Origin of the sequence: Marinobacter sp. CH_CUG1437-1, assembly GCF_037029655.1 — a bacterium.
Taxonomy (GTDB): Bacteria; Pseudomonadota; Gammaproteobacteria; order Pseudomonadales; family Oleiphilaceae; genus Marinobacter; species Marinobacter salsuginis.
The window spans coordinates 316,492-342,363 of record NZ_JAYMEW010000003.1; the positions used below are offsets into that span (position 1 = coordinate 316,492).

Annotated in this window: 27 protein-coding genes; 13 read left to right on the forward strand and 14 right to left on the reverse strand. The window is 58.4% G+C overall.

Annotation, left to right across the window (positions count from 1 at the left end):
• Positions 1-9: 9 nt before the first annotated feature.
• From WA411_RS10260 to WA411_RS10275, 4 genes are all read right to left on the reverse strand, one after another.
• Positions 10-975 carry a TRAP transporter substrate-binding protein gene (locus tag WA411_RS10260; protein WP_136631434.1) on the reverse strand — a complete coding sequence of 322 codons (966 nt, stop codon included), beginning with the start codon at positions 973-975 and terminating at the stop codon, positions 10-12.
• 51 nt (positions 976-1,026) lie between these two features.
• Positions 1,027-1,842, reverse strand: a complete 816-nt coding sequence (locus WA411_RS10265; RefSeq protein ID WP_291906190.1) for a putative hydro-lyase — start codon at positions 1,840-1,842, stop codon at positions 1,027-1,029.
• 68 nt (positions 1,843-1,910) lie between these two features.
• Positions 1,911-2,843, reverse strand: a complete 933-nt coding sequence (locus WA411_RS10270) for a LysR family transcriptional regulator (protein WP_136631432.1) — start codon at positions 2,841-2,843, stop codon at positions 1,911-1,913.
• A gap of 23 nt (positions 2,844-2,866) precedes the next feature.
• Positions 2,867-3,568 (reverse strand): lytic transglycosylase domain-containing protein, encoded by a 702-nt coding sequence (locus WA411_RS10275; protein WP_291906188.1) that lies wholly within the window; start codon positions 3,566-3,568, stop codon positions 2,867-2,869.
• Positions 3,569-3,747: 179 nt separating this feature from the next.
• Between WA411_RS10275 and WA411_RS10280 the strand changes: the two genes are divergently transcribed.
• Together WA411_RS10280 and WA411_RS10285 are read left to right on the forward strand one after the other, a co-directional pair.
• On the forward strand, positions 3,748-4,272 hold the full coding sequence (locus tag WA411_RS10280; RefSeq protein ID WP_291906186.1) for a shikimate kinase: 525 nt from the start codon (positions 3,748-3,750) through the stop codon (positions 4,270-4,272).
• Positions 4,273-4,353: 81 nt separating this feature from the next.
• Positions 4,354-4,830, forward strand: a complete 477-nt coding sequence (locus tag WA411_RS10285; RefSeq protein ID WP_136631430.1) for a hypothetical protein — start codon at positions 4,354-4,356, stop codon at positions 4,828-4,830.
• Positions 4,831-4,868: 38 nt separating this feature from the next.
• Here WA411_RS10285 and WA411_RS10290 read toward each other — a convergent pair whose 3' ends face one another.
• Together WA411_RS10290 and WA411_RS10295 are read right to left on the reverse strand one after the other, a co-directional pair.
• The gene (locus WA411_RS10290) at positions 4,869-6,215 is read right to left on the reverse strand and encodes a dicarboxylate/amino acid:cation symporter (RefSeq protein WP_291906183.1); all 1,347 of its coding nucleotides are present in this window, start codon (positions 6,213-6,215) and stop codon (positions 4,869-4,871) included.
• Positions 6,216-6,290: 75 nt separating this feature from the next.
• Positions 6,291-6,989: a pseudouridine synthase gene (locus tag WA411_RS10295; protein WP_291906181.1), complete on the reverse strand. Its 699-nt coding sequence runs from the start codon at positions 6,987-6,989 to the stop codon at positions 6,291-6,293.
• Positions 6,990-7,042: 53 nt separating this feature from the next.
• Here WA411_RS10295 and WA411_RS10300 point away from each other — a divergent pair, with 53 nt between their 5' ends.
• The 5 genes from WA411_RS10300 to rarD all read left to right on the forward strand — a co-directional run bounded on the left by WA411_RS10300 (position 7,043) and on the right by rarD (position 12,176).
• Positions 7,043-7,282, forward strand: a complete 240-nt coding sequence (locus tag WA411_RS10300; RefSeq protein WP_069182895.1) for a TIGR02647 family protein — start codon at positions 7,043-7,045, stop codon at positions 7,280-7,282.
• Between the two features lie 60 nt (positions 7,283-7,342).
• Positions 7,343-8,077, forward strand: a complete 735-nt coding sequence (locus WA411_RS10305; RefSeq protein WP_291906178.1) for a TVP38/TMEM64 family protein — start codon at positions 7,343-7,345, stop codon at positions 8,075-8,077.
• A complete protein-coding gene (locus WA411_RS10310) occupies positions 8,074-10,269 on the forward strand; it encodes a hypothetical protein (protein ID WP_291906176.1) in 2,196 nt (731 codons plus the stop codon). The genes WA411_RS10305 and WA411_RS10310 overlap by 4 nt, the downstream gene beginning before the upstream one ends.
• Before the next feature lie 102 nt (positions 10,270-10,371).
• Positions 10,372-11,259, forward strand: coding sequence for a DMT family transporter (locus WA411_RS10315; RefSeq protein ID WP_291906174.1), 888 nt, complete (start codon positions 10,372-10,374; stop codon positions 11,257-11,259).
• Between the two features lie 26 nt (positions 11,260-11,285).
• Complete coding sequence (gene rarD, locus WA411_RS10320) at positions 11,286-12,176, forward strand: EamA family transporter RarD (protein WP_222465088.1); 891 nt, start codon at positions 11,286-11,288, stop codon at positions 12,174-12,176.
• A gap of 26 nt (positions 12,177-12,202) precedes the next feature.
• Here rarD and WA411_RS10325 read toward each other — a convergent pair whose 3' ends face one another.
• Entirely contained in the window at positions 12,203-13,093 is an 891-nt protein-coding gene (locus tag WA411_RS10325; protein ID WP_291906171.1) for a haloalkane dehalogenase, read from the reverse strand.
• Between the two features lie 79 nt (positions 13,094-13,172).
• Between WA411_RS10325 and WA411_RS10330 the strand changes: the two genes are divergently transcribed.
• Positions 13,173-14,084, forward strand: coding sequence for a diacylglycerol/lipid kinase family protein (locus tag WA411_RS10330; protein ID WP_291906169.1), 912 nt, complete (start codon positions 13,173-13,175; stop codon positions 14,082-14,084).
• 211 nt (positions 14,085-14,295) lie between these two features.
• Positions 14,296-15,078 carry a substrate-binding periplasmic protein gene (locus WA411_RS10335; RefSeq protein WP_136631422.1) on the forward strand — a complete coding sequence of 261 codons (783 nt, stop codon included), beginning with the start codon at positions 14,296-14,298 and terminating at the stop codon, positions 15,076-15,078.
• Between the two features lie 23 nt (positions 15,079-15,101).
• Here WA411_RS10335 and WA411_RS10340 read toward each other — a convergent pair whose 3' ends face one another.
• The 4 genes from WA411_RS10340 to WA411_RS10355 form a co-directional block, all read right to left on the reverse strand.
• The gene (locus tag WA411_RS10340) at positions 15,102-15,614 is read right to left on the reverse strand and encodes a DUF2244 domain-containing protein (RefSeq protein WP_291906167.1); all 513 of its coding nucleotides are present in this window, start codon (positions 15,612-15,614) and stop codon (positions 15,102-15,104) included.
• Between the two features lie 69 nt (positions 15,615-15,683).
• Entirely contained in the window at positions 15,684-16,475 is a 792-nt protein-coding gene (locus WA411_RS10345) for a M48 family metallopeptidase (protein ID WP_291906165.1), read from the reverse strand.
• Positions 16,476-17,189: a response regulator gene (locus WA411_RS10350; RefSeq protein WP_069182904.1), complete on the reverse strand. Its 714-nt coding sequence runs from the start codon at positions 17,187-17,189 to the stop codon at positions 16,476-16,478.
• Entirely contained in the window at positions 17,186-18,805 is a 1,620-nt protein-coding gene (locus tag WA411_RS10355; protein WP_227514469.1) for an ATP-binding protein, read from the reverse strand. Before WA411_RS10355 ends, WA411_RS10350 begins: the two co-directional genes overlap by 4 nt.
• 246 nt (positions 18,806-19,051) lie before the next feature.
• Here WA411_RS10355 and WA411_RS10360 point away from each other — a divergent pair, with 246 nt between their 5' ends.
• Genes WA411_RS10360 through WA411_RS10370 form a run of 3 tightly spaced genes read left to right on the forward strand, consistent with a single transcriptional unit; the run spans position 19,052 to position 21,998 of the window.
• Complete coding sequence (locus WA411_RS10360) at positions 19,052-20,029, forward strand: Bug family tripartite tricarboxylate transporter substrate binding protein (protein ID WP_291906161.1); 978 nt, start codon at positions 19,052-19,054, stop codon at positions 20,027-20,029.
• Positions 20,026-20,472: a tripartite tricarboxylate transporter TctB family protein gene (locus WA411_RS10365; RefSeq protein ID WP_069182906.1), complete on the forward strand. Its 447-nt coding sequence runs from the start codon at positions 20,026-20,028 to the stop codon at positions 20,470-20,472. Before WA411_RS10360 ends, WA411_RS10365 begins: the two co-directional genes overlap by 4 nt.
• Entirely contained in the window at positions 20,472-21,998 is a 1,527-nt protein-coding gene (locus WA411_RS10370) for a tripartite tricarboxylate transporter permease (RefSeq protein ID WP_291906159.1), read from the forward strand. Before WA411_RS10365 ends, WA411_RS10370 begins: the two co-directional genes overlap by 1 nt.
• Positions 21,999-22,077: 79 nt before the next feature.
• Here WA411_RS10370 and WA411_RS10375 read toward each other — a convergent pair whose 3' ends face one another.
• Positions 22,078-22,680, reverse strand: a complete 603-nt coding sequence (locus WA411_RS10375; RefSeq protein ID WP_291906157.1) for a cysteine hydrolase family protein — start codon at positions 22,678-22,680, stop codon at positions 22,078-22,080.
• A 131-nt stretch (positions 22,681-22,811) separates the two neighbouring features.
• Between WA411_RS10375 and WA411_RS10380 the strand changes: the two genes are divergently transcribed.
• The gene (locus WA411_RS10380) at positions 22,812-23,483 is read left to right on the forward strand and encodes an NAD(P)H-binding protein (RefSeq protein WP_069183656.1); all 672 of its coding nucleotides are present in this window, start codon (positions 22,812-22,814) and stop codon (positions 23,481-23,483) included.
• Positions 23,484-23,488: 5 nt separating this feature from the next.
• Here WA411_RS10380 and WA411_RS10385 read toward each other — a convergent pair whose 3' ends face one another.
• Entirely contained in the window at positions 23,489-24,109 is a 621-nt protein-coding gene (locus WA411_RS10385; protein ID WP_069182908.1) for a LysE family translocator, read from the reverse strand.
• A 90-nt stretch (positions 24,110-24,199) separates the two neighbouring features.
• Positions 24,200-25,870 (reverse strand): GMC family oxidoreductase, encoded by a 1,671-nt coding sequence (locus WA411_RS10390; RefSeq protein ID WP_291906152.1) that lies wholly within the window; start codon positions 25,868-25,870, stop codon positions 24,200-24,202.
• Positions 25,871-25,872: the final 2 nt, after the last annotated feature.

The window sequence follows — 25,872 nt, forward strand, 5'->3', positions numbered from 1 at the left end:
GTGAACTTTTTAGCGGTAGTTGGACAGAATAGCGCCGACTTCCTCCGGTGCTTCCTGTTCCCACTCTTTCACCATGATGTCGCCGATTTTCTCCAGTTCGGCCATCAGTTCAGCAGAAGGCTCGGAAACGGTGATGCCATTTTCAGCCAGCGTGGCCGTGTCTTCCGCGGCGGTCTTGCGAACGCCTTCCCAGCCTTTCGCCTCGGCAGCGGCGGCTGCATCCAGGATGACCTGGCGCTGTTCATCGCTCAGGCGACGGAAAGCGCGCTTGTTAACAACGACGACGTTTTTGGGAATCCACGCCTTTATGTCGGTGTAATGGGAGAGGTAATCCCAGGCCTGGCCGTTGGCACCGGTTGACGGTGAGGTGATCATGGCGTCGATGATGCCGGTGCTGAACGCTTGCGGAATCTCCGGAACCTGAACCGTTGTCGGGGTGGTGTTCATCAGGTCGGCGAGGCGCGAGGTTGAGGGGCTGTAAGCCCGCATCTTCAGCCCTTCGAGATCTGCAAGTGTATTAACCGGCTTTTTGGTGTACAGGCTCTGGGCCGGCCAGGGCACGGTATACAGAAGGGTCATACCTTCCTTGTCCAGCTGCTTTTCGATCTGCGGCTTGGCAGCTTCCCAGAGTGTCTTGGCGTCTTCGAAGCTGGTTGCCAGGAACGGAATGTTATCGTGTTTGAACACCGGGTGGGTGTTGCCCATGATGCCGATGAAGATTTCACCCAACTGCACCTGGCCGGTTCTCACTGCCCGGGGAATTTCCGGGTGCTTTACCAGGGAAGCACCGGAATGAACGGTGATGGTGATGTCGCCATCGGTGCCGTTTTTGATGTCCTCGGCAAAACCGTAGGCGATCTGGGTGGGCAGGTTGGCATCGCCATAGGGCGTTGGCATGTGCCATTGCTGGGCCTGAACGGATGAGGTCAGCAGCGCCCCGGTAACCAGGGTGGCTGTAGCGAGTTTTTTGAACATAACGAATCTCCCGTGTTTCTGCTTTTTTATCGTTTCAATTGAACAGCGGCTTCAGAGTACCGCCAGTTCTTCATTCAGCCGCTCGGTAAGCAGCATCTTTCCCGGTACATGGGTTATGGCAAACGGCAGGCGTGCATTCTCCAGAGCCAGTTGCGGAGTCACCCCGCAGGCCCAGAACAGCGGAAGCTCGCCCGGCCTGATCGTTACCGGATCTCCAAAATCAGGTTTGTTAACGTCCTGGATGCCAATAAGTGACGGATCACCGATATGAACCGGTGCGCCGTGGGCCTTGGGCAGGCGTGTGGTAATCTGTATCGCGCGAATCGCATCCGTACCGTTGAACGGACGCATGGAGACCACCATGTTGCCACTGAACGGGCCTGCAGGCCGGGTAGCGATATTCGAACGGAACATGGAAACGTTCCGTGCCTCGTCCACGTTCCGCACCGAGAGACCGGCTCTGATCAGGGCATCTTCAAATGAGAACGAGCAACCCAGAACAAAGGTCACCAGGTCGTCCCTCCAAAGGCGTTTGAGGTCTGTGGCAGTCTCTGCTCGCTCGCCATTCCGGAATACCTGGTATTCGGGCACATCGGTTCTGATATCCAGATCATGCCCCAGATCAGGGAGGCTGGGATCACCGGGTTGAGACATGCCGATCAGGGGGCAGGCAACCGGGTTATTCTGACAGTATAGGAGAAAATCGCCGGCCCATTCGGACGGCAGGATAACGACATTACCCTGGAGCAGGCTGCTGGCCGTGCCGCTTGTGGTGCCGGTATGGGCTCCGGACCGGATACGGGCGCGCAACTCGGACGCCTGATCAAGCACGCTGTTTTTGAATTCGGAATACGCACCGGTGTGCATGTCGGTTACCCCTGATTGACATTGATTATTACAACTAAATTTCAGGGTATACCGGTTGGTGAAAAAGTCTAATTATCGTTTTTTACATCTTCCGATAATTTTTTGTGATGTGTGGTCCGGTCATACTCGTCGGACACCATCACGCCAAGGTTGGCTGCAAGCTCCGCAATCGGGTTAAAAGGAGTGCCGGAATAAGACGCAGTGAAGGCAAGTTCTGAGGGCGTCCACGAGGTATTGAGCTGGATCAGGCGGCCGCTTTCCAGTTCATGTTTGATTACGCTCAGTGGCAGCGTGGAGATGCCAATGCCGTCCAGAGTCAGCTGCCGACAGGCTGCGAGCGAGCTTGACGAGTAGAAACGTGCGGGCAGTTCATCCAGCTCGCTGAATTTCTGGCTGATTTCCGCGAAGGGTTTGGTGTTTCGGGCGTAGGTAATGATTGGCCATTCTGCCAGCTCTTTGAGGTCCAGGAGCCTGTTCGGCAGATTCAACTCGGGGCTTGCCACCCAGATCAGCGGGAAGCTACAGAGTGCCCGGTTTTCGACTTTTGGCTCTGATACAGGGCCCATCAGAAAAGCAAGGTCAAGGCTCCGGTCCAGCAAACCGGACCGGAGGTTGCCGGAGACATCCACGGTGATTTCCACATCCAGGTTGGGTGCCGTTTCGTGCAGTTCCCGGAAAAAACGCGGCAGCCAGGAGTGCACAATGGTTTCCGAAACCCCGAGCCTGAGAATACCCGATAGAGAGGCTCCACGGTCTGCGCGTTTGCGCAGCTGCTGGGCCATAAAAACAATCTTCTCGGCGTAGGGCAGGAGTTCCTGCCCCTTGCTAGTAAGTTTGCTGTGCCCGGATTCGCGCTCGAACAGCCGGACGCCAAGCTCGTCCTCAAGCGCGGCAATACGGTTGGAAATGGCCGGCTGGGTGGTGTGCTGGTGCTCGGCCGCCTTGCGAAAGCTGCCCAGCGTCGCAACCCAGATGAAGGTCTCCAGACGCTTGAAGTTCATTGATTAACGGACCTCTGAGGGGCCTACAGCGCGGCATAGCGCTTGTGAAGGATGCCAACCCTTTCTACGTAGGCCTTTGTTTCGGCATAGGGCGGTACGCCTTTGTATCGGCTCACGGCGCCGGGCCCCGCGTTGTAGGCGGCGGTGGCCAGCCGGATGTCGCCATTGAATCGGTCGAGCATCTTGGCCAGGTAATGGACGCCGCCACGGATATTCTCGGCAGCCGCCAACGCGTTCCGAACACCCAGTTCTTCGGCCGTGCCCGGCATCAACTGCATCAGGCCCTGGGCACCGACCGGGGACAGGGCTTTTTCATTGAATGCCGATTCGGCATGGATCACAGCGCGGACAAGAGCCGGATCAACTCCGTATTCCTGGGCTGCGGTCTGAATTTCTGAGCGGTACGGTTTGGTGAACAGTGGCGTTTTGCGCCAGTCGACGCTGGACTCCGGGTCGCACGCGTAACAGTGGAAACGGATAACGTCGAACTCAGCCGCGGTTGGCTGGACGCTGCTGTATGCAATCACGCCATTGTCATCGGTGTAGCGGTAGACGGTATCGTTACCGCTGGAGGCTCTGGGCTGGCCGGCATTTTTTACGTTGGTGAATTCGACGGTGCCATCGGGATGCACAATACGCTTGATGCCATCTGCCAGAGCGGATGCTGACAGAGCAAGCACCAAAGCTGCTATTGATGGGATCAGAAGTGATCTGCCGGTGGTCATTACTCACTCGCGAAAGATGCCGTCGGTGGCCGGCTTCAGGTATTCTCTGAAAACCGCCGTTGCCTGAATTATACGGGCTTGCGGGCCGGAATAAAGCGCGCGCTCTGTCGTAAAAATGTTACCTTTCGAATTTATTGCCAGCCAGTTCTCATTCTCCGCAGGGGGCATACGCAAGCGTCATGGCTAACCCGACCGATACAGGAAACCTCGTTCTCATCGGTATGCCCGGTAGCGGCAAGAGCACAGTGGGTGTTCTGCTGGCCAAGCGTCTGGGTCTCGGGTTTGTCGATACCGATCTGCTGATCCAGGAAGAAGCCGGCCGTACCCTCCAGGCTATTGTAGACCAGGACGGCTACGAAGCCCTCCGGCGGATTGAAGAGCAGGTGCTTCTGAAGCTGGATGTGGAGCACAAGGTTATCAGCACCGGAGGCAGTGCGGTCTACAGTGCCCGAGCCATGGAACATCTCAAGGCCAACGGCACCATTGTGTTTCTTGATATCCCGCTCGAGCTGGTTGTTGAGCGAATAGGGGATCACAGCATGCGGGGTATTTCCCGTAGGCCGGATCAATCGCTGGATGCCTTGTTCGAAGAGCGGTTTGAATTGTATTCCCGATATGCGGATCTTACCGTGCAAGGCGAAGGCCTGAACCAGGATCAGGTGTGCGATGCGGTCGTCGAGGGCCTGCTTTCAGGCAAGCGGTGAGCCTCAGTATTAGGTTTAGTTAAGGTGCAATGGGCTTTACCTCGCTGCTACAGTCCGGAGATGAATTTGGAGGACTGAGAGATGAAAAACTGGATTTACGCGCTTGCGATTGCTTTTGCCGGCATGTTTTCGGCGGCGACTCTCGCCGAAACCTCATCGGGGGATTCTTCCGTGGAATCGCTTGAACAGGAAACCCGGGAGTTGGGCGAGGCGCTCCAGGAGTATGGTTCTGACCAGAAGGAGCAGGCCGAGGACTCGATCAATAGAACACTGTCTGCCCTGGACAAACGTATCCAGGAACTGGAACAACAGCTTTCCGAAAACTGGGACGATATGAGCGACACCGCTCGGGAACGGTCCCAGAAGAGTCTGGAGTCTCTGCGCGAACAGAGAGCGCGTGTGCAAAACTGGTACCAGGAACTGAAAGAGAGTTCTGCATCTGCCTGGGAGCGCGCTCGCAAGGGTTTCTCCGAGGCCTATGAAGCGCTTTCAGAGCAATGGAACAGCACCGAAAAGGAGCTGGATGAGGACACCGGAAAGCGCTCTGAAAGTATCTGATCCAGAAATACGTCGAGCATTTCACTTCCGTCCGCTCATTAAGTTTCCTCGGGAACTGGTTCGGGCGGAAGTCGCTTTCCCGCCAGATTTTCCATTAGCCGGCAGGTCACCAGGTCTCCCGTCACGTTGATCGCGGTGCGGCACATATCCAGAATCCGGTCCACGCCCATGATCAGCGCAATGCCGCTGGGCGGAATGCCTACGGTCTGGAGTACCATCGCAAGGATCACAATGCCTACCCCAGGCGTGGCCGGGGAGCCGATTGAAGCGCCCACGGCCATGGCAACCACAAGCGCCATGCTTCCCATACTCAGATCAATACCATAGACCTGTGCCAGAAAAATGGTAGCCACGGCCTGATAGAGTGCCGTGCCATTCATGTTGATGGTGGCACCCAGGGGAATCACGAACTGGGAAACTGAGGGCCGCACCCCCAGCTTGTCTTCGGCCGTTCTGATGGACAGGGGCATGACGGCCGCCGAGCTGGATGTGGAGAAGGCCAGCAAAAGCACATCCCGCGTGTCTTTCAGAAAGCGAACGGGGGATTGGCCAGCGAGGAGCTTCAGGATCAGCATGTAAACGCCCAACAACACCAGCAAACCCACAATAACGGTTGCGACATAGGAAGCCATGCCCAGCATTGCGCGGAATCCGAGCGTGGTTGTCAGTTGGGCCATGAGGCCGAACACAGCAACCGGCGCCAGGCGCATCGCCCAGCGGACAACGGTCATGCAGATTTGCTGGAGGGAGTCGAGCAGGTCCAGCATGGGCCTGGATTTTTCCGGGGCCATGCTTACCAGGGCGATGCCGACAATGATCGAGAAGATCACCACCTGGAGCATCTGGCCCTCAACCATCGCGTCCAGTGGGTTGCCCGGTAACAGGCCGATCAGGGTCTTGGGCAGCTCGTCGACACCAGGCATGCTGGCAACCGGCGCGCTGTCCTGGGGTGTTGCCGCCGGAGTGCCAAGGCCCATCATCATCCTGCCCGGGTTGATCAGGTCGCCGATCCAGAGACCTATCGATGCCGCCATGGCCGTGGTGACTACGAAGAAACCGGTTACCCTCAGTCCGAGCTTGCGCAGCTGTTCCAGGTCCTCGCTGGCGGCGAGTCCGCGAACTACCGAGGCAATCACCAGGGGGATCACAATCATCTGGATCGTGGCGAGGAACAATTGCCCGGGGAAAGCCAGCCAGTTGCCAATCAAGGTGCCGGTGTCCGGTTCCACCAGTCCCACGGAGGGACCGAGGAGCGTGCCCGTGATCAAACCCAGGAACATGCCGATCAAAACCTTCAGCCATAGCTTTCCCTGCACCAGCCCCGAGAGGTAGCTGCTGAGGTGACGAAGTGGCCGCGGATAAAAATCGTTCGTCTGGCTTGGCATTACTCTGAACCATCCCTGTTTCTCTGGAACGCCATACAAGGATAGTCGATGCGTGCGAAAGTCTCGTGAGACAGATCAAGCCTGCATCAAGTCGATTTCTTCCGGAGTAAGAGGGCGGTATTGGCCGGGTGCCAGGGAATCGTCCAATCGGATCTTCCCCATTCGCTCCCGATGCAGCGCAGTTACGCGGTTACCGGCGGCATGAAACATCCGCTTTACCTGGTGGTAACGGCCTTCGTAGATGGTCACCCTGGCTTCGCAGGGGCCCAACAGGTCGAGTTGAGCGGGTGAGGTGGTGAGTTGCTCATACTCGAACCAGATCCCTTCCGCGAATCGTTGAGGCGTGTCCGGAGAAATCGGGTACGCGGTGCAGACCCGATAGACTTTCGGGATCTTGATGCGCGGTTCGGTGAGCTGGCGAGACCAGCGGCCATCATTGGTGAGAATCAACAGCCCGGTGCTGGCCCGGTCTAGCCGTCCGGCAATGTGTAAATCTTCGCGCAGTTCCGGTGCTACCAGTTCCATCACGGTTGTGTGCGTGTGATCGAGGGTGGCGCTCAGGAAGCCCGCCGGCTTGTGCAGCATGAGGTAATGGCCGGGTTCCGCCTTTTGAACGATCTCACCGTCGACCTTCACACTGGAAAAGCGGTCCACTTCGGCAGCAGGATCCCCGCAGGCAACGTCATTCACGGCAACCCGACCCGAGGCGATCAGGAGCCTGGCCTGACGACGACTGACGCCATTCTGGTTGCTGAGAATTCTCGAAAGCTTCATGGTGTGAATCGGCTATGCTGAAGGTAACCCCGACAATAATACGAGGAAATGCCATGCCATTCTCTGTTGATCATCTTGCCGAACTCAATCTGCTGGGCCAGTTTCCCTCTACTTCCACCCAGGAAGGGCTCAAGGTACATGCTCATTCGGCGGCCCCGGAGACGGTGAGGGCGGCCGAAAGCCTGCACGCCAAGGGGCTGATCAGCCAGAAAGACGGCGGCTACCTCACGCCGCTGGGCGCAGAGGCAGTAGACCTGACTCAGAAGCTTCAGTCGATTCTCAGCAGCGCCTGACCCGGAGATGAGCCTGCCCGCACTTTGAGCCCGGGCGTCTTCACAGGGTAGGGTGTGGGCATGAGGAACTGGAAGAAATCGCCCTTCCTGTGGATGGGCGGCAGCATAGCCGGTGTCGGACTGATAGTCGGTCTGCTCTACGCGTTCGGGGTTCATCAGCAGGTGGTTGACCTGTTGCGCTGGTTCGATACCCAGGGCGCGTGGGCGGCTTTCCTGTTTATTGGCATCATGGTGCTTGCCATGGTGCTGCTATTGCCGGGAGTGCTGCTGACCACCGGTGCCGGTTTCGTGTTCGGTGTGCTGGAAGGCACAGCGTATGTGGTGGTGGGCACCACCCTGGGCTCGGCCATCGCCTTCCTGATTGCCCGGCATTTTCTGGGCGAGCATGCCCGGGTCTATATTCACAGTCGCGCCCGGTTGTCTGTGGTGAGCAATGAAATGGCGCCCCATGGGTGGAAAATAGTGCTGCTCACCCGTCTGATTCCCTTCTTTCCGGGCAAGCTGTCCAATTTTCTGTTCGGTCTTACCAACTTTTCCTTCGGCGGGTTTGTTGCCGGCACCTTTCTGGGCGTGATTCCCTTTTCCTTGCACAACGTGTACCTGGGTTCGCTGGCCGCCGACCTTTCTACGCTGGGGGTGCGGGAAACCGGCCGTACGCCCCTGGAGTGGGCCATCTACGGTGCCGGTTTCGTAGGCACGGTATTGGCCGTGGTGTTTCTCAATCGTCTCGCGCGCCGGGCCCTGGCCCGTTACAAAGTTGAAACCGAACCAAAGGAACAGGAGGCAAACGAATGAGCTGGATGAAGTGGCTGCCCTGGCGTTATGTGGTTAAGCGTGTTGCCCATCGTCATGGTTTCCTGGATCCGATTGCGCTGCTCGGTAAGCTGCACAGTTTTGCCCAGCCATCGGAAGTCGGAGAGCCCATCGAGCTGCTTCGAGCCGGCGTGGTGTTCCACGCTCGGGGGCTGATCAACAGCCGTGTTATCCAGCACAACCTGGACTGGGTCTGGCCCTACTGGGTAGAGCGTCAGTTTGACCCTATGGATCCGGCCTTCATTCCCCGCGCATTTTCGATCACTCATATCAACCTCAGTAACCGCAACTGGACGGCGATTGGCCAGCCGGATGTGGATGAATTGCCGGTTGTGGATCCCCGTGGATTGCTGACGCCGTTCCACGACGGCTGGTCACTGGATGCCTGGGTCCTGGCGGACGACGGCCGATGTCTTTTACCTTCTCGAAGCAACACGGCCCGGCAGCGCCAGGAATTCGAGGATGGCCCCTGTGTCGTGACCGAATCCGAATTGAACGGTCTGAGCCTGACCAGTCGTTCCCGGGTGGTGGTGGAAAAGGGCCGGCCGGTGTGTGAGATGGTCCTGAAGGCGCGGTCGGAGACATCCGGGTCACTGGTGCTTTCGCTGCGTCCGGCCAACCCCGAGGGGATCAGTTTTATCAATCGGGTTGGCCTGTCAGGCCAACGTGATGCATGGAGCGTGGATGGCCGGCAGGCGGTCTTTTTCAGTCGACCCGCGGAAAGCCATCACGTGTCAGACTATCGCCGGGGCGATGTTCGCATTCACCTGCAGGATAAGGAAGACCAGAGCCGGGGCGAATGCGATGTCGGAATGGTGACAGCCGCGGCTCTGTTCGCGCTTCAGGCCGGCGAAGAGTCGGAACTGACGGTAAGGATTCCGCTGAAGGATGAGTCGGCGCCGACCATCGGTTCGGATGGCTGGGACAGCGCCATTGGGGAGTACGCCCGGCTGGAGTGTCCGGACGAGAACTGGCAGTTTCTCTATCAGGCGGCTATTCACTCACTGGTGCTTCATTCTCCCGAAGATGTTTACCCCGGGCCCTACACCTACAAACGGTTCTGGTTTCGCGATGCCGCCTTCATCATCCATGCCTTGCTATGCGCAGGTCTGACCGACCGGGCCGAGCGAGCGCTTTACCAGTTTCCGGCACGACAACTCAAAAGCGGCTATTTCCGCTCTCAGGAAGGGGAGTGGGACGCCAACGGTGAGGTGCTCTGGATTCTCAGACGGTTCCATGAACTGACCGGTCGGCCGCTGCACCATGAATGGCAGGAGCCCGTGCGCAAGGGCGCCCGCTGGATCGAGAACAAACGTCTCAGCGACACTATTGATGAGCCCCATGCCGGTCTGCTGCCCGCCGGATTCAGTGCCGAGCACCTGGGGCCCAATGATTATTACTACTGGGACGATTTCTGGGGCATTGCCGGCCTCAAGGCGGCGGAAGCAATGCTTGCCCCGGTTGACCGGGAAACCAGTGAGCATTTCGGTGCCGGTGCCCGTGAGTTCAGCCAGACCGTTGACCGCAGCCTGGCAACCTGCGAGCAGCGACTGAAGCGACCGGGAATGCCAGCTTCGCCCTATCGCCGTCTGGATGCCGGCGCCATCGGCTCTCTGGCGATGGGATATCCCACGCAATTGTGTGAACCGGATGATCGCAGATTGCTCGACTGCGTCGAGTTTCTGCTCGAAAAATGCTTTGTGAAAGGCGCCTTCTATCAGGACATGATTCATTCGGGCCTGAACGCCTACCTGACCCTGCACGTGGCGCAGGTGCTGCTGCGCGCGGGTGATCCGCGGTTCCTGGAGTTGGTGGATGCGGTGGCCGGGCTGGCCTCACCAACGGGACAGTGGCCGGAAGCGATCCATCCTGCGACCGGCGGCGGCTGCATGGGCGATGGCCATCATGTCTGGGCGTCCGCAGAGTGGGTGTTAATGGTGCGTAACTGCTTTGTCCGGGAGGAAGGTGATCGCCTCATTCTCGGGGCCGGTATTCCTCCGCGCTGGCTGGCTCAGGAAAAGCCAATCCGGTTTGGTCCCGCACCAACCAGTTTCGGAACCATATCCATCACCATTACGCCAAGGCCCGGTGCCTCGCCCGATGTGTCCTGGGAGGGCCGCTGGCATGACTCGGAACCTGATATCGAGGTAAGGCTGCCGGACACGAAAGACTGACAAACTGTACTGGTCACGAAACCGGATTTCTGTATCTGTTTTGTTTGCCTGCTAACTTATAAAGTAGAAGGCTTATAAATACATCGAATCCGGTTGAGGTTCATGCGCTCACTGTTCTTCTCGTTTTTCGTGCCCGCACTGTTTGTCTGGTTGTGGAGTACCGGTTTTATCGGCGCCAAGTACGGCCTGCCGTTTGCGGAGCCGTTTACGCTTCTGTTGATCCGCATGTTGCTGACGCTGGTGGTACTCGGGGCGCTGGCGTGGGTTATGAAAACCCGTTGGCCGGGCTGGCGGGGAGCCGGGCATCTTGCGGTCACCGGGATGCTGGTGCATGGCTGCTACCTCGGCGGGGTCTTTTACGCGATCCAGGATGGTATGGCGTCCGGGATTGTATCGTTGATCGTTGGTTTGCAACCGCTGGTGACGGCGGCGGCTGCCGTCGTGATTCTCAAGGAGTCCGTGAGTGTCCGGCAGTGGGTCGGCCTGACTCTGGGGCTGGTCGGTGTTGCCCTTGTGCTGTTGGAAAAATTTGGCGTCAACGGTTCAGACTCGTTGTATTCCCCCTGGAGTCTGCTTTGGGCCGTTTTTGCACTTGCCGGTATATCCATGGGGACCGTCTATCAGAAGCGGTATGGCACCAATGCGGATCTGGTGGCGGGCACCCTGATCCAGTTTGCGGCAGCGGCCGTCCTGTTTGCCATTGGAGCCTTTGCTCTCGAAACCCGGGAAGTCGAGTGGAGCCTGCAGCTGCAGCTTTCCATGGCCTGGCTTGTCATCGGTTTGTCCACCGGTGCCGTTCTTCTGTTGATGTGGCTGATCCGCCAGGGCGCAGCTTCCCAGGTCGCCAGCCTTTTCTATCTGGTGCCACCGGTTACCGCGCTTGAGGCCTATCTGCTGTTCGATGAGCGTCTGGGCGGGCTCGCCATGATGGGCGGCCTGATCGCCATCGTTGGCGTGGCATTGGTAGTCACCCAGAAAAAACCGGCTTAGCCAATGTTCCCAGGGGTGGTTGACACATGACGGAAGTGACCAAAGGCGTCTGGTATGGTCTGGGCGCCTACACCATCTGGGGCTGTTTTCCTCTGTTCTTTGCCCTGTTCGAGGGCGTGCCTGCCTTCGAGATTCTGATACACCGGATCATCTGGTCCTGCGTTTTTCTGGCTGTGGTTATCAGTGGCCTGCGTCGCTGGCCAGCGGTTAAAGCGGCATTGGCGAATCCCACCCAGCTCTGGCGGGTGCTGGCCTGTGCCGTGCTCATTGCCGCCAACTGGGGCATCTACATTTATTCCGTGGAAACCCGCCATGTTCTCCAGGCCAGTCTGGGTTATTTCCTGACGCCGCTGGTGAATGTGGCGCTCGGGATGCTGGTGCTTCGTGAACGCATGGGGCCATGGCAGATGGCGGCCGTTGTACTTGCCGGCGTCGGAATTCTGATCCAGTTGGTGATCCTCGGTGAGCTGCCCTGGATTTCCCTAGCTCTGGCGATCAGTTTTGGCACCTATGGCCTGGTTCGAAAGCAGGTGATGCTGGATGGATTATCCGGATTGTTTGTCGAAACCATGTTGCTGCTGCCGGTTGGCCTGCTGACCTTTGGCTGGCTTGCCAGGGAGGGTATGTCCCACTTCGGAGATAGCGCTTATATAGGCGCGCTGTTGATGGCCAGCGGTATTGTGACTGCCATCCCGTTGTTGCTGTTTGCCGGTGCTGCCCGACGTCTGCGGCTGGCGACCGTCGGTTTTCTGATGTACATAAACCCGACCCTGCAGTTCTTCATTGCCCTGCTGGTTTTCGGCGAGCCACTGAGTGACGTTCAGTTGATCAGTTTCGTGGTGATCTGGATCGCACTGGGCCTGTACAGCTGGTCGTCCTGGCATTACCGGCCGCGGGTGCCGGTTGGCCAGGACTGAGATTGCCACTCTCCGGACTGCAATATTCAGGACAGGGTAGCGAGCAGATCATTGATCGCCCGGGCGAAGGCCACGGGTGAATCCTCCTGGAGAAAATGGCCGCCTTTGAGGGTCACGTGGGGTTGGTCCTTGGCGCCCGGGATCCGCTTCTGCATATACGCATCGCCGCCCCGGGTTATCGGATCCCCGTTGCTGAAGGTGGTCAGGAAGGGTTTCTCCCAACGCTCAAGCACCTTCCAGGCGTTGCGGTTGGCCTCGCTGGCGGGGTCGTTGGGATGCACCGGTACCAGTCGGGGAAAGGCCCGGGCGCCGGCTTTGTATTTCTTGCCCGGAAAGGGCGCATCATAGGCGCGCATTTCATCGGGGCCCAGCTTGCGGAAGGAACCGGTGTTTATGATCCGCGCGATGGGGAACCACGGGCTGTGCAGGGCGAAGTTCTTCCATATTTTGAACGCTGGCGGCGCTTTCTGGTCGCCGGTGGGCAGCATGCCGTTGCCGACCACGATGGCCCGGAACCGGTCGGGATTCTCTGCGGCCAGCCGCAACCCTAACAGAGACCCCCAATCCTGGCAGACCAGAGTGATATTGTTCAGGTCCAGTTGATCCAAAAACGACTGCATCCAGTCCATGTGTTGCTGGTAGGAGTAGTCGTTGATCGCCGTGGGTTTGTCGGATTTGCCGAAACCGATCAGGTCCGGTGCGATAACCCGGTGTCCGGCCGCCGCGCAGATCGGAATCATGTGACGGTAGAGGTAGGACCAGGAAGGTTCCCCGTGCATCATCAGAATCGGGCTTGCCTCTGAGGGACCTTCATCCACGTAGTGCATTCGCAGACCGCCTACCTCCAGGTAGTGGGGCTCAAAGGGATAGTCCAGCAGTCTTTCAAAGCGTTTCTCCGGGGTTCTGACAAAATCCATCGCGCTTGCCTTGTTGTTCATTATTGTGAGGGAATGGTCGCAAGGATTGTGCTGGAGCAGGAGAGCAGAGACAAGCGCCATGGCTTATTGGCTGATTTGCAATTCCAGAGCGGGTGATGGTGAGCGAGGCCGGGACTTCTGGCTGGAGCACCTGGCATCCGCGGGTATCCGGGATCCTCACTGCCATGACTTTGAAGAGGCTGACTGGACCGAGAATCTGGGTGACCGGGATATCGTTATCGTTGCAGGGGGTGATGGCTCAGTGAACCGTGCGGCTGCCGTCTGCCGGGCGACAGGTGCCACGCTGGCCATTCTGCCCTCTGGAACGGCCAACGACTTTGCGCGGAATCTCGGCCTTCCTGACCAGCCGCAAGCCCTGTGCGAGCTGATTGCCAGCGGCATCACGCAAACGGTCGACGTTGCAGACTATGGCGATGGCATCTTCCTGAATGTAGCCCATATCGGCATGGGGACCTTGCCTGCGAGGGAGTCCCGTGGCGCTGAGAAAAAAATCCTCGGGCGTTTCAGCTACGGTGTGGAATTGCTGCGTCGGTTGAACGCAAAAAGAGGTTTCCGGGCAACCATCCGATGCGACCGGGGTGTGGTCAAGGGACGGTGGCTTTCCATTGCAGTGGCCAGTGGCGCTTTTTTCGGGGGCGGCAACGAGATTCCCGAGGCGTCGGCCAGCGATGGTCAGCTGGATATCATCGCCATCCGGCCACGACCAATTCTTCAGCTTCTGTTCACGTTTCTGATGGTCCGCCTGAACAGGCAGGCTCCGCAACGCACCAGCACCCTGGTCCATATCAAAAGCCAGCGCTGTCTGGTGCATACCGGCAAACCAAAAACGGTGACGGCCGATGGTGATGTGGTCTCCCGCACCCCTCTCAACGTAGTGTGTAAGCAGGGCAGCCTGCGTGTGATCGGGTCGAAGGTCGTCAGCACCGCCGCCAACACTGAAGACCGATTAGGTATGCCCGGCACTGCATAAAGGGTTGCTAAAAGGCGGCGGGCTTTCAGATACGTTTTGTCACTGACTTTTCCCGCAGGAAACGCAATCATGGGCTTTGCTGGCATAATCAACCACAATGGCTGACATTAAATGCCAGAGTGTCGCTTTTGCAACCATATTTCTGATTTCTGGCCTCCCGTTGCGGCCGCCTGACTTCCGTTCCAGCTGAATCGTCGAAAAGGACTAGAGAATGCCCACAGAAACTGCATCGCTCTCCTCGAAGGTAATCAAAGGCATAAAAACCGGCATCATCGCGCTAACGCTGTCTGCCGTCGGTCAACCGCTCCTTGCAGCCGAGCGTCTGTACATCTTTACCGAAAACTACCCTCCCTATAACGCCTCTGAAACCGGAAAAGGCTTTGCCCACAACGAAGAGGACATTACCGGCATCTGCACGGATATGGTGAAAGCCATGCTTTCCCGGGTCGACTACGACTATGTCATGAAAATGCGGGACTGGAGCTACGCCTATAACTGGGTTCAGGACAGGGAAAATCATGGACTTTTCTGCACCGCACGAACCGACGAGCGGGAAGACCAGTTTCAATGGGTGGGGCCTCTGGCATCCATCAAGTGGACACTCTTTGCTGCACCGGATTCCGACATCACACTGGATTCTCTGGAAGATGCCAAAGACCTGAGAATCGCAGGCTACAAGGGCGATGTGATGTCCGAGTATCTGGTCGATCAGGGTTTCAACGTAATCATGGGTATTTCCGGGGACGTGAATACCCGTCGTCTCACCCTGGGCCAGGCGGATCTCTGGGTAACCGATGGTCTGGTTGGTCCTCTGGTGGCGGAAGAGGAGCACGGGATTACCGGGCTGAAGCCCGTGCTGGTGTTCCGGGAAACGCCCATGTATCTGGCATTCAGCAACAATACCGATCCGGCGGTGATCGAAGATCTTCAACGGGCTCTGGATCAGGCCCGTGAAGCCGGAGAGATCGCCCGCATTGCGTCCAGCTACGAGTAAACATCCAGCGTTGCGCGGAAATATCAGAACCAGAGCCCGATCTGCGGATCGGGCTCTTTGTGTTCGATCATCAGGCCGTTCTGTTCGAGCAGGCCAATGAGCTTCTCGGTGTCTTCAATGTTCAGGAAGCCGCCAATTGATACTTCTGTATCCCGATGGGTGAGTGACAGTTTGGCCGGCGTGAACGGATGCGGCGGTGATTGGATCCGAAGCCGTGCATAGCGGGTGGGGAGCGTCCATTCTGCCTGCTTGCGTTTTCTGCCCTTCTCCAGATGAATGTCGTCACGGCTAATGGAGAGAACCTCCTGCCGCTGGCATGCCCGGGATGTGAGGTAGATGCCGCAGGCAAGCGCGACAAGTTCCAGCCCGGCAAACGGGATGATTACCCAGGCGCCTATGAGCGTGAATCCCGTGGCTATGAGGGCTGAAAGCACGAACAGGGCGGCCCAGATTCTGACATTGCCATGCCAGCTCAGGGAGCGGTTGGGGGTGAGAATTAGCCGGAAGCCGTCCGGATGTGGCAAGCGTTCCACCATGGAATCTGCCTCAGTATTAACGCGCCGCTTGACTTGATGATAGTCAATTATACGGTGAGCGCGACCTGATCAGATCTGGCAGTTGGCCGGCGGAACGGTCTCGAAAACCGAGCGGGCAGCCGCCAATTGATTCTGCAGCGAGGCAATGCGGGTATCGTGATTCGGGTGGGTGGAAAGAAATTCCAGCGGTTGTGCGCCTGAAGCCCGCGCCATATTCTGCCAGAGGCGAACACTCTGGTCCGGTTCGAAGCCGGCTCGGGCCATGATTTCCAGACCCATCAGATCCGCCTCCTCCTCATGGGCACGGCTGAACGGCAGGGTGATGCTCAGTTGGGCACCGATGCCGAGGGCCTGCTGAATCTGGTCCTCTGCAATTTCGCTCTCGGTGAACAGGCCGATCAGTAGCATGCCGGCTTGCAGACCCAGTTCCTGGGTCAGCCGTTCATTGCCATGATCGGCAAGAACGTGGGCAATTTCGTGGCCAACGACCGTGGCCAGTTGCGCCTGATTCTCCGCGATCTCCAGCAGGCCTGAATGCACGCCGATTTTCCCTCCGGGCAGGGCGAAAGCATTTGGCGTGGGGTTATCGAAGACGGTTACCTCCCAGGATTGGGGCATAGGAGCTTCCGGATACTCCGTCTGGGCGGCGACCACCAGGGCTTCCGTGATGCATTGGACGAGCCGATTGACATCAGGCCGTGTGATCAAGGCGTTCTGCTGTTTCATCTGCTCGAAATTCTGCTGCCCCATGTCCGCCAGAACAGCGTCGGGAACCAGGGCCAGCCGGTTCCGACCCGTGGGGGATTCCTGACAGCCGGTCAGGAACATGAGTGCTGCAAGACTGAGAATCAGCGCCTTCAATCAGAACTCCGTTGTTACTCGTGAAGAAGGGGGTGGGGCACAGTATCGCCGCTCCGGGCGGCCGACAGTACCATAGGTCACTTCGGCGGACAGCTCTTCAGTACCCACCAGGTATTCCAGGTAACGACGTGCAGTTGTTCGGGAGGCGCCGATGGCCGCTCCGACTTCCTCGGCACTCAGGTGGTGACCGCTCGCCATCACCGCCCGGATCTTGTCCAGGGTCAGTCCATCAATCCCCTTGGGCAATCGCTGATCCATACTCTGGACAGTTTCGTTGGACGTTCTTGGCAGCAGGGCGTCCACCTCCTTCTGCGCGACATGATGCAGTGAAGACAAGCGCGCCATGTGCTCACGGTAGCGGTTCACGGCCTCCTGCAAGCGCTCGAATACCAGCGGCTTCAGGATATAGTCGAAAACGCCACCTCGCAAAGCGCTGCGCAGGGTTTCGACCTCCTTGGCGGCGGTAATCAGGATGACATCGCTACCGCTGTCTTCAGCCCTCAGTTCCCGAAGCAGTTCAAGACCATTGCCATCGGGAAAGTAAACGTCAAGCAAAATCAGGTCGGGTGCCAGTATTTCAATCTGGTCCCGGGCATCGGCAAGCGTATGGGCGATGCCGCACAGCTCAACGTCTTCCAGCCGCTCAACAAAGCGTCGCTGTATTTCGGCTATTTTCCGGTCATCCTCAACAATCAGCAGACGAATGGTGGTCAATGTTCGAACCTCCGCTCGGGCTTCTTCGGTAAGTATAGGGTAAAGCGACTGCCGCCTTCCGGGATGTTATCGACGGTTACCGAGCCGCCCCAATAAACAAGAAACTGTTGCACCAGATGCAGGCCATAGCCGCGGGCTTCCCCTTCCTTGCTGCTGACCCCCTTCTCGAAAATCCGCTGTCTTTCAGACTTCGGGATGCCGGGTCCCTGATCCTGGACTTCGAAAATCAGCTCCTGGCCGAGATCAGTCATCGAGAGTTGCACTCGCCCACCGGCACCTGCCTCCAGACGTGTAGCGTCCAGGGCATTATCGATGAGGTTACCAAGTACGCTGACGAGCTGATCCCGGGGCAGGGCGGCGGGCAAATCTGCCATCTGACTGTCGGGATCGATATCCAGTCTTAATCCCATTTCCCGGGCGCGATTGTATTTTCCGAGCAGGCAACCGGCGATGACCGGGTCAGGCACGGCCTCCAGCAGCAGGTGAATAAGCGCCTGATGGTCACTCACTTCACTGCCAATCAGATTCAAGGCTTCTTCGGTAGCCCCGATCTGGATAAGCCCGGCAATGGTGTGGAGTTTGTTCGAATATTCGTGGGTCTGGCTGCGCAGGGTATCCGCATATTGCTGAATCCGCGTCAGTTGTCGGCTTACCTGATCCAGTTCATTGCGCAGCCGGAAGCTAGCAACGACGCCAATGATCTCGTCGCCCTGTCGAACGGGTAACCGGTTGACTACCATCTGGCGACCACGCAGCCAGATCTCCCGGTCGAAATCCGGGTGACCGGATTCCAGTACCGACATCAGGCTGCTTTCCGGAAGAACCTCCAGAATCGGGCGGCCGGCAAGAGGATCGTCGGTTGGCAAATCCAGTGTTTCATAGGCCGCGCGGTTTGCTGTGGTGATCATCCCGTCCCGATTAACGGCAATGATTCCCTCCCGCACGGACTGGAGCGTTGCCTCCCGTTCCCGGAACAACCGGGCGATTTCCTCCGGTTCCAGCCCGAAGATGGCCTGCTTGAATCGACCGGCGATGACAATGGCCGACAGGATGGTGACCAGCAGCATCAGCCCGACCACGCCATAGAGCACCAGGTTGTAGCGCTGAATGGTAGCTTCGACCTGCTCAACGCTGTAGCCGACCGACACGATTCCAACGATCTCTCCGGTCTCCGGAACGGTTACGGGCGCCTTACCGCGCATGGATTCGCCAAGACTGCCTCTGGCCAGGGCCACATAAGCGTTTCCTTCCACCAAGGCCTTGCGGCCGAAGTCGCCATCATCGTCACCCATCGAGTGGCCAATGCGGCTTGCGTCCGGATGGGCCAGGCGAATGGCTTCATGATCGCCAATGACAATAAACAAGGCCTGGTTGGTATCGGTCAGGCGCGTGGCAAGGCGGTTCAGTCCGTTTACATCCCGGGAACGCACGCCATCAATCACGGCGGGGGTGGCGGCCACGGTCTTCGCGACCATCAGTGCCCGCTGGCCGATCTCATCGTACAGGGAATCGCTGAGGTAATAGCCGGCAAAGCCACCAATGAGCATGGTTTGCAGCGCGCCCAGCAGACCCAGTGTAAGGATCATTCGGGTTTTGAGTTTGGTTTTTCGAAACACGGTTGGTCATGGCTTGTTGTCGTTTGGTTGTCAGGGTACTGCATGATCGCCCGGGTTGCCCGTAATCAATATGAACAAAATGCCCGTTAAGCCCTTTAAAGGCGTTACGTGCACAAGCTTCCGGGTCTCGGGTTTCACCTATTAACCTGCCTGCAATCGCTCCTCTGGCCTGCAACAGCCAGGGACCCGGCCAACACGGTCCTGCCTCAGGAGTGATCACAAAAACAAGTTGATGAGGTGACAACCATGATGATCAAGCGAACCCTGTCTTTTGTGGCGGCTGCGGCCGTCTCCATGTCTGCCATGGCCTGGCAGCCCTCCGGAAAAGTGGAATGTCTCGCCCCTGCCGATCCCGGCGGCGGTTGGGATTTCACCTGCCGCAGTGTCGGTAACGTGTTGCAGGATCTTGCCCTTGTGGATGGCAGTGTGCAGACCGTCAACATGGCGGGCGCCGGTGGCGGCGTCGCCTATGCGCACACGGTGAGCAAGCGGGCCGACGATAATAAGCTGCTCGTTGCCGCGTCCACTGCCACCACCACCCGCCTCGCCCAGGGGCAGTTCCCCGGTATGAACGCCGATATGGTGACCTGGGTCGGTGCGCTCGGTGCCGATTACGGCATCATTGCCGTTGGCAAGGACTCCGAGTACCAGTCCCTCAATGCCCTGATGGATGCCGTAAAGGCCAACCCGAAGTCTGTGAAGTTCGCCGGTGGCAGCGCACGTGGCGGCTGGGACCATCTCAAGGTGCTGATTGCTGCCAAGGCAGCGGGTGCCGACAAGCTCCCCTCGATACCGTACCTCTCCTACAACAATGGCGGCGAGGCTATGAGTCAGGTTGTTGGTGGACAGGTGGACGCGTTCACCGGAGATATTTCGGAAGCCACCGGCTTTCTTGAGTCTGGTGACCTGAGGGTCGTCGCAGTGCTCTCCGAGGAACGTCTGCCCGGAAGATTCAGCGACCTTCCAACAGCTAAGGAGCAGGGCATTGATGCAGTTGGTCCAAACTGGCGTGGCTTTTATATGCCCAAAGGCGCCAGTGAGGAAGCCAAGTCCTACTGGGTTGAGGCTGTCGATACTCTCTACGCCAGTGAGGAGTGGAAAAAGGTTATGAAGAGCAATGGCCTGATTCCGTTCCACCCGCCGGCGAGCAAGTTCGACGAGTTTGTTCGCGACCAGGTGCAGGACATTGAGAACCTCTCACGTGAAATAGGGCTCCTCAAATGACCAGTCTCGGTGATCGTATTCTCGGTCTGGGTCTGCTCGTTCTCGCCGTTGCCTATGGCTGGGCCGCCCAGCAGTGGCCCGAGCCATTCGGTGGTGCCGAGACCGTGGGCCCGGAAACCTTTCCCACCATGCTCGCGGTTGTTCTGGTGGCAGGCAGCCTCTACCTGATGATCAAGCCGGATCCGGACGCCCAGTGGCCAGTCGGCAAATCAGCCTTTGAGCTTGTGATCTCGCTGGTGGTTCTTGTGGTCTACACGTTGCTGCTGGAGCCCCTCGGCTTCGTCATTGCCACTACCCTGGCTGTGGGTACCCTCAGTTGGCGCATGGGCGCAGCGCCAAGGCCGGCATTTCTCACCGGTCTGTTGAGTGCCGTCGTGGTCTTCGTGCTGTTCAACTATGGCCTGTCCCTGAGTCTGCCGGCCGGCTTGCTGGAGGTGCACTGATGGAAACGCTTGGCTTCTTGATGGAGGGGTTTGCCGTTGCGTTGACCCCTTACAACCTGATGTTTGCGCTATTCGGTGCGTTCGTGGGCACATTGATTGGATGTCTGCCCGGTCTGGGGCCTGCGAATGGTGTCGCCATTCTTATTCCCCTGGCTTTCACCCTTGGCCTGCCGCCGGAAACCGCGATGATCCTGCTGACAGCAGTGTACGCCGGTGCCATGTACGGTGGCCGGATTTCCTCGATCCTGCTGAACATTCCGGGTGATGAACCGGCGATGATGACCTGTCTGGATGGGTATCCCATGGCTCAGAAGGGCCGGGCAGCCGACGCTCTCGCAGTTTCTGCAATTGCCTCCTTCGCTGGGGGTCTGATTGGCACTATCGGTCTGATCATGCTGGCGCCGGTATTGGCAAAGTTTGCCCTTACCTTTGGGCCGGCCGAGTATTTTGCCCTGTTCCTTCTGGCCTTTGCCACGCTGGGCGGAATCACCGGCAAGAACCCGGTGAAAACCGTGGTCGCCGCCACCCTGGGGATCATGATCTCCACAGTGGGCATCGACATCTCGACCGGGACCCAGCGCTACACCTTTGGTGTGCTGGAGTTGTATGAGGGTATCGATTTCATTCTGGCCATTGTCGGGCTGTTCGCCATCTCCGAGCTTCTGTTCTTTGTGGAATCCCGCATGGGCCGGGGGCGAGACAAGATGAACGTGGGCAAACTGACACTGACCATGAAAGAGTTGGTGATGACGATCCCGACCCAGCTGCGTGGTGGTGTGCTTGGCTTTATCTCCGGCGTTTTGCCCGGGGCCGGTGCCTCATTGGGCAGCTTTATCAGTTACACCCTGGAGAAACAGGTTGTTGGCAGGAAGGGCAAATTCGGAGAGGGCGACATCCGGGGTGTTGTTGCGCCGGAAGCCGGTAACAACGGCGCATCTTCTGGTGCCCTTGTTCCGATGCTCACCCTGGGGGTTCCCGGAAGCGGTACTACGGCGGTTCTCCTGGCCATGCTGATTTCCCTGAATATCACGCCGGGACCGCTGATGTTTACCCAGAACGCGGACATCGTCTGGGGCGTGATCGCCGCCCTGTTGATCGGTAACGTCCTGCTTCTGGTGCTGAACATTCCGCTGGTGGGCTTTTTCGTGAAGCTGCTGTCGGTGCCGCCGATGTATCTGCTGCCAATCGTTACCATGGTGGCGTTCGTTGGCATCTATTCGATCAGCCACAGCACTTTCGATCTGTACTTCATGGTGGCTTTCGGCGTCGCCGGCTACTTTCTGCGCAAGCTGGAAATACCGCTGGTGCCGATCATCCTTGGCCTGCTCTTGGGGCCGGAGATGGAAAAGAACCTTGGCCATGCCCTGGTGCTCTCGGATGGCGACTGGAGTGTGCTCTGGGCAAGCCCGCTGGCAATGGGGCTCTGGATCGTTGCAGGCCTGGGACTGATTCTGCCTTACCTGATTGGTCCACTGCTGCGTCGGCGAATGAGCGCCGCCATGAAAGAGAGTCCGGTCAGCGATTAAGCTTGCAGTATTTACGTCCACCTGACGATCTGTTGTCAGTCTTTGCACCGGGCCATGCCCGGTGCTTTTTTAGGTGTGGTCAGTCCGGCACATCGGAGATATTGTCGACCACCGCCGCGTAAAGGTCCCGCGTGGACGCCAGGGCGCCATCGTGCACTTCCTGGGCGGACAGTACCTTGCCGTTGGCCGCCTGCAACGGACGGGATGCCGTCGCGCTGGCAACGACCGTGGGCGCGTACCCCAGATTGAAGCCGCCGTGAGCGGTCGAGTTGACGCACATGTGGGTCATGAAGCCCGCAAGGATGATGTTCTTCACGCCTTTGGCTTTGAGCTGCTCATCAAGATCCGTCTGCACGAACGAGTTCGGGAAGTTCTTGGTTATCACCGGCTCGCCCTCGATGGGCGCCACGATATCGGCTATGGCCCCGATGTGATCGTTAATGTCATAGGGAGAGCCGGGGCCGGCATCGTGCCGGATGTGAAAAATCGGGATGCCCAGTGCCCGGGCTCGTTCCAGCAACTTTTTCCCTTCTTCCAGAGCGTTCTCGACCCCTTCAAGTTTCATGATGCCTTCGCGATAGGTGTTCTGGCAGTCGATCATGATCAGGGCGGATTCGGAAAGGCTCGAGGGAGTGTGGCCGAGGCCTTTAAGGTCCCGTAAGGTAGTGGAGGCTGTTGTCATGGTTGTTCTCCTGTTGTTGGTCTGCAAGGAATAAGTGCAACATGGGGCGTTCAGGTGTTACATACGACAATAAACCCGTTTCGATGGGTCTTTGGTAGGATAGGTTCAGATGAATCTGGGGAAGGGCTGATATGCGGGTGATGTTGCTGGGTGCTACCGGTTTGACCGGTGGCAAGGTGCTGCAGGGTTTGCTGGGCAGGGACGAGGTGTCACAGGTGGTGGCACTGGTGCGGCACAAGCTGCCTACGCTGCATGACAAACTGGCACAGCATGAAGTCGATTTTGATCGCCTGGAGGATCACTCCGAACTCTTCGATGTCGATGTGATTATCTGCTGCCTGGGCACCACCATCAAAAAAGCCGGCTCGCAGGACCAGTTCCGCAAGGTGGATCTGGGGTACCCTCTGAAAGCGGGGGAGCTGGGCCGCTCCCAGGGTGTGAGGGCGTTTATCCTGATGTCCGCCATCGGCGCCTCATCCTCGTCGACCATTTTCTATAACCGGGTGAAGGGCGAGCTTGAAGACGCCCTGAGAGATCTCGACTATCCCTACCTGTCCATTTATCACCCCAGTCTGTTGCTGGGCGACCGGAAGGAACAGCGAACCGCCGAGGCTTTGGGGATAAAAGCGATGCCGCTGGTCAACCGCCTGTTGATTGGTCCCCTGGATAAGTACAGGGGCATTGAGGCGCAAACGGTAGCCGATGCCATGGTCAATGAGGCCTGCAGCCTGGCCTCACAACCGGCTGCCGAGCAGGTGGTTCAGACTCGCGAGTACGATGAGATTGTTCAGTTGGCGGGTTGAGCCGGTTATTTGCCGTTCAGAATACCGAGGACCAGGCGGCCGGCCAGGCCAAGCAGAATGGCGCCAAAGATACGCTCGAACCACACGGCCTTCTGCCTGAGCAGGGTAAGCCATTTCGGGTTGGAGAAAAGCCAGGCAACAATCAGGTACCAGCTGGTATCAATGACAAGGGCGGTTGCGGCGTAGCCGAACTTGGCCATCAGGCTGGTGTCGGTGCCCACGACCTGGCTGAAAAGCGCCAGAAAGAAGACGGCGATTTTCGGGTTGAAGAAGGCAATCAGAAAGCCGTCGCGGGCGGCACTCTTGGTGGTAGGCGGCTCGGGCAGTTCGTCATCCGGCTGCCGTTTTGCCATCAGCCCTTTCATTCCCAGCCAGGCGAGATACAGGGCGCCGCCCCACTGCAGGATTGAAAACGCCGTTGGCGAGGCGGTGATGATGGCGGCCAGCCCGAGAATGCTAAGGAAGGCATAGATGCCGACACCGATGCCGTGGGAAAGGGCGGTAATGACGCCGTTGCGTCGACCGCCGGTAAGCGTCTGTTTGAGAACCAGGGCCAATGACGGGCCCGGTGACATGGCGCCCAGAACGCAGATGGTGACAACGGCCAACCAGGTGGCAAGCGTCATGATGAGTCAGTCCTTTGCAAATGAAACAGGCTGCCAAGTCTAGCAGCCTGATCACCGTCAAAAACCTGGAAACTGCAACCAGTTCAATACTCACTCACCGGCCAGAATCCAGCGGGCGGCCTTTTCCGCAATCATCAGGGTTGGGGAGTTGGTATTCCCGCTGGTGATAGTCGGCATCACGCCCGCGTCTACCACGCGCAGTCCGGCCACGCCCCGGACCCGAAGGTGCGGGTCAACTACTGCCTGGTCATCATCGGCCCGCCCCATGCGGGTTGTTCCCACCGGGTGAAAGATCGTAGTGCCAATATCTCCGGCGAGCTTGGCCAGTTCGTCGTCGGTCTGGTACTCAAGGCCTGGTTTGAATTCCTCGGGCTGGTACTGCTGGAAGGCCGGTTGTTCGGCAATACGTCGCGTCACCCTCAGAGAGTCGGCAGCCACTTTGCGGTCTTCCGGCGTACTCAGGTAATTAGGCGAGATGGCCGGCGCCTGCTTTGGATCGTTACTGCGGATGCGCACAGTGCCACGGCTGGTGGGGTTCAGGTTGCAGACGCTGGCGGTGATGGCCGGGAAGTTGTGCAGGGGCTGGCCGAAGGCGTCCAGGCTCAGGGGCTGAACGTGGTACTCGATGTTGGCGTGTTTGTACTCCTCGGAACTGCGGGTGAACAGGCAAAGCTGCGAGGGCGCCATGCTCATGGGACCGGAGCGGGTAAGGAGGTACTCCAGGCCGATTCGGGCCTTTCCGATCAGGGAGTTGGCCATGGTGTTCAGGGTTGTGGCGCCTTTTACCTTGTACACGGACCGGATCTGCAAGTGATCCTGGAGGTTCTCCCCAACGCCAGGAAGGTCGGTAACCACATCAATTCCGTGCTCGTTCAGAAGGTCGGCAGGGCCAATGCCGGAAAGCTGGAGCAGCTGAGGTGAGCCAATGGCGCCCGCGGACAGGATGACTTCTCGTTTTGCCCGGGCGATGACGTCATCGCCGCCGGAGCGCTCGACCCGGACGCCGACACAGCGGGGCCCTGAGCCGGAGTTCTCTGTTTCCAGGCCCAGCACCTGGGTTGAGTGCCACAGGGTCAGGTTGGGGCGCTTTTCGGCGTCCCTGAGGAATGCTTTGGATGTGTTCCAGCGCCATCCGGAGCGCTGGTTTACTTCAAAGTAGTCAACACCCTCGTTGTCGCCGCGGTTGAAATCCCGCGTACGCGGTATGCCAGCCTCAACGCAGGCGGTAGCGAAGTCCTCCAGCACTTTCCACTTCAGGCGCTGGTGCTCCACACGCCATTCGCCGCCGTGGCCGTGATACTTGTGGTGCTCCGGGTCAGCATCGCCGCCATCATCAAGACGATAATGGTCCTCGTGACGCATGAAATCGGGAAGGCAGTTATCCCAGTTCCAGGCGTCCTCGCCGGTTATCTCGGCCCATTGGTTGTAATCCCGGGCCTGGCCGCGAATGTAAAGCATCCCGTTGATACTGGAACACCCCCCGAGCGTCTTGCCCCGCGGGTAGATCAGGGAGCGGCCATTCAGGCCGGGGTCCGGCTCGGTGCGGAAGCGCCAATCGGTGCGTGGGTTGTCGATGCAGTACAGATAGCCGACCGGGATGTGAATCCAGTGGTAGTTATCCCTCCCGCCTGCCTCAATGAGCAATACCCGGTTCTCCGGGTTCGCGCTCAGGCGATTGGCAAGCAGGCAGCCGGCTGAACCGGCGCCTACCACGATATAGTCGAATTCCTGCTGTCCCGTCGCGTTATTGTTGTCGGGCATGG

Excerpts from the sequence above, each read along its gene's own strand:
- WA411_RS10285 (WP_136631430.1), top strand. The coding sequence starts at position 4,354 with ATGAAAAACTGGATTTACGCGCTTGCGATTGCTTTTGCCGGCATGTTT.
- WA411_RS10360 (WP_291906161.1), top strand. The coding sequence starts at position 19,052 with ATGATGATCAAGCGAACCCTGTCTTTTGTGGCGGCTGCGGCCGTCTCC.
- WA411_RS10275 (WP_291906188.1), bottom strand. The coding sequence starts at position 3,568 with ATGACCACCGGCAGATCACTTCTGATCCCATCAATAGCAGCTTTGGTG.
- WA411_RS10340 (WP_291906167.1), bottom strand. The coding sequence starts at position 15,614 with ATGGTGGAACGCTTGCCACATCCGGACGGCTTCCGGCTAATTCTCACC.
- WA411_RS10330 (WP_291906169.1), top strand. The coding sequence starts at position 13,173 with ATGGCTTATTGGCTGATTTGCAATTCCAGAGCGGGTGATGGTGAGCGA.
- WA411_RS10375 (WP_291906157.1), bottom strand. The coding sequence starts at position 22,680 with ATGACAACAGCCTCCACTACCTTACGGGACCTTAAAGGCCTCGGCCAC.
- rarD (WP_222465088.1), top strand. The coding sequence starts at position 11,286 with ATGACGGAAGTGACCAAAGGCGTCTGGTATGGTCTGGGCGCCTACACC.
- WA411_RS10315 (WP_291906174.1), top strand. The coding sequence starts at position 10,372 with ATGCGCTCACTGTTCTTCTCGTTTTTCGTGCCCGCACTGTTTGTCTGG.
- WA411_RS10370 (WP_291906159.1), top strand. The coding sequence starts at position 20,472 with ATGGAAACGCTTGGCTTCTTGATGGAGGGGTTTGCCGTTGCGTTGACC.
- WA411_RS10265 (WP_291906190.1), bottom strand. The coding sequence starts at position 1,842 with ATGCACACCGGTGCGTATTCCGAATTCAAAAACAGCGTGCTTGATCAG.
- WA411_RS10260 (WP_136631434.1), bottom strand. The coding sequence starts at position 975 with ATGTTCAAAAAACTCGCTACAGCCACCCTGGTTACCGGGGCGCTGCTG.
- WA411_RS10300 (WP_069182895.1), top strand. The coding sequence starts at position 7,043 with ATGCCATTCTCTGTTGATCATCTTGCCGAACTCAATCTGCTGGGCCAG.
- WA411_RS10325 (WP_291906171.1), bottom strand. The coding sequence starts at position 13,093 with ATGGATTTTGTCAGAACCCCGGAGAAACGCTTTGAAAGACTGCTGGAC.
- WA411_RS10385 (WP_069182908.1), bottom strand. The coding sequence starts at position 24,109 with ATGACGCTTGCCACCTGGTTGGCCGTTGTCACCATCTGCGTTCTGGGC.
- WA411_RS10365 (WP_069182906.1), top strand. The coding sequence starts at position 20,026 with ATGACCAGTCTCGGTGATCGTATTCTCGGTCTGGGTCTGCTCGTTCTC.
- WA411_RS10280 (WP_291906186.1), top strand. The coding sequence starts at position 3,748 with ATGGCTAACCCGACCGATACAGGAAACCTCGTTCTCATCGGTATGCCC.
- WA411_RS10305 (WP_291906178.1), top strand. The coding sequence starts at position 7,343 with ATGAGGAACTGGAAGAAATCGCCCTTCCTGTGGATGGGCGGCAGCATA.
- WA411_RS10310 (WP_291906176.1), top strand. The coding sequence starts at position 8,074 with ATGAGCTGGATGAAGTGGCTGCCCTGGCGTTATGTGGTTAAGCGTGTT.
- WA411_RS10290 (WP_291906183.1), bottom strand. The coding sequence starts at position 6,215 with ATGCCAAGCCAGACGAACGATTTTTATCCGCGGCCACTTCGTCACCTC.
- WA411_RS10270 (WP_136631432.1), bottom strand. The coding sequence starts at position 2,843 with ATGAACTTCAAGCGTCTGGAGACCTTCATCTGGGTTGCGACGCTGGGC.
- WA411_RS10335 (WP_136631422.1), top strand. The coding sequence starts at position 14,296 with ATGCCCACAGAAACTGCATCGCTCTCCTCGAAGGTAATCAAAGGCATA.
- WA411_RS10295 (WP_291906181.1), bottom strand. The coding sequence starts at position 6,989 with ATGAAGCTTTCGAGAATTCTCAGCAACCAGAATGGCGTCAGTCGTCGT.
- WA411_RS10390 (WP_291906152.1), bottom strand. The coding sequence starts at position 25,870 with ATGCCCGACAACAATAACGCGACGGGACAGCAGGAATTCGACTATATC.
- WA411_RS10380 (WP_069183656.1), top strand. The coding sequence starts at position 22,812 with ATGCGGGTGATGTTGCTGGGTGCTACCGGTTTGACCGGTGGCAAGGTG.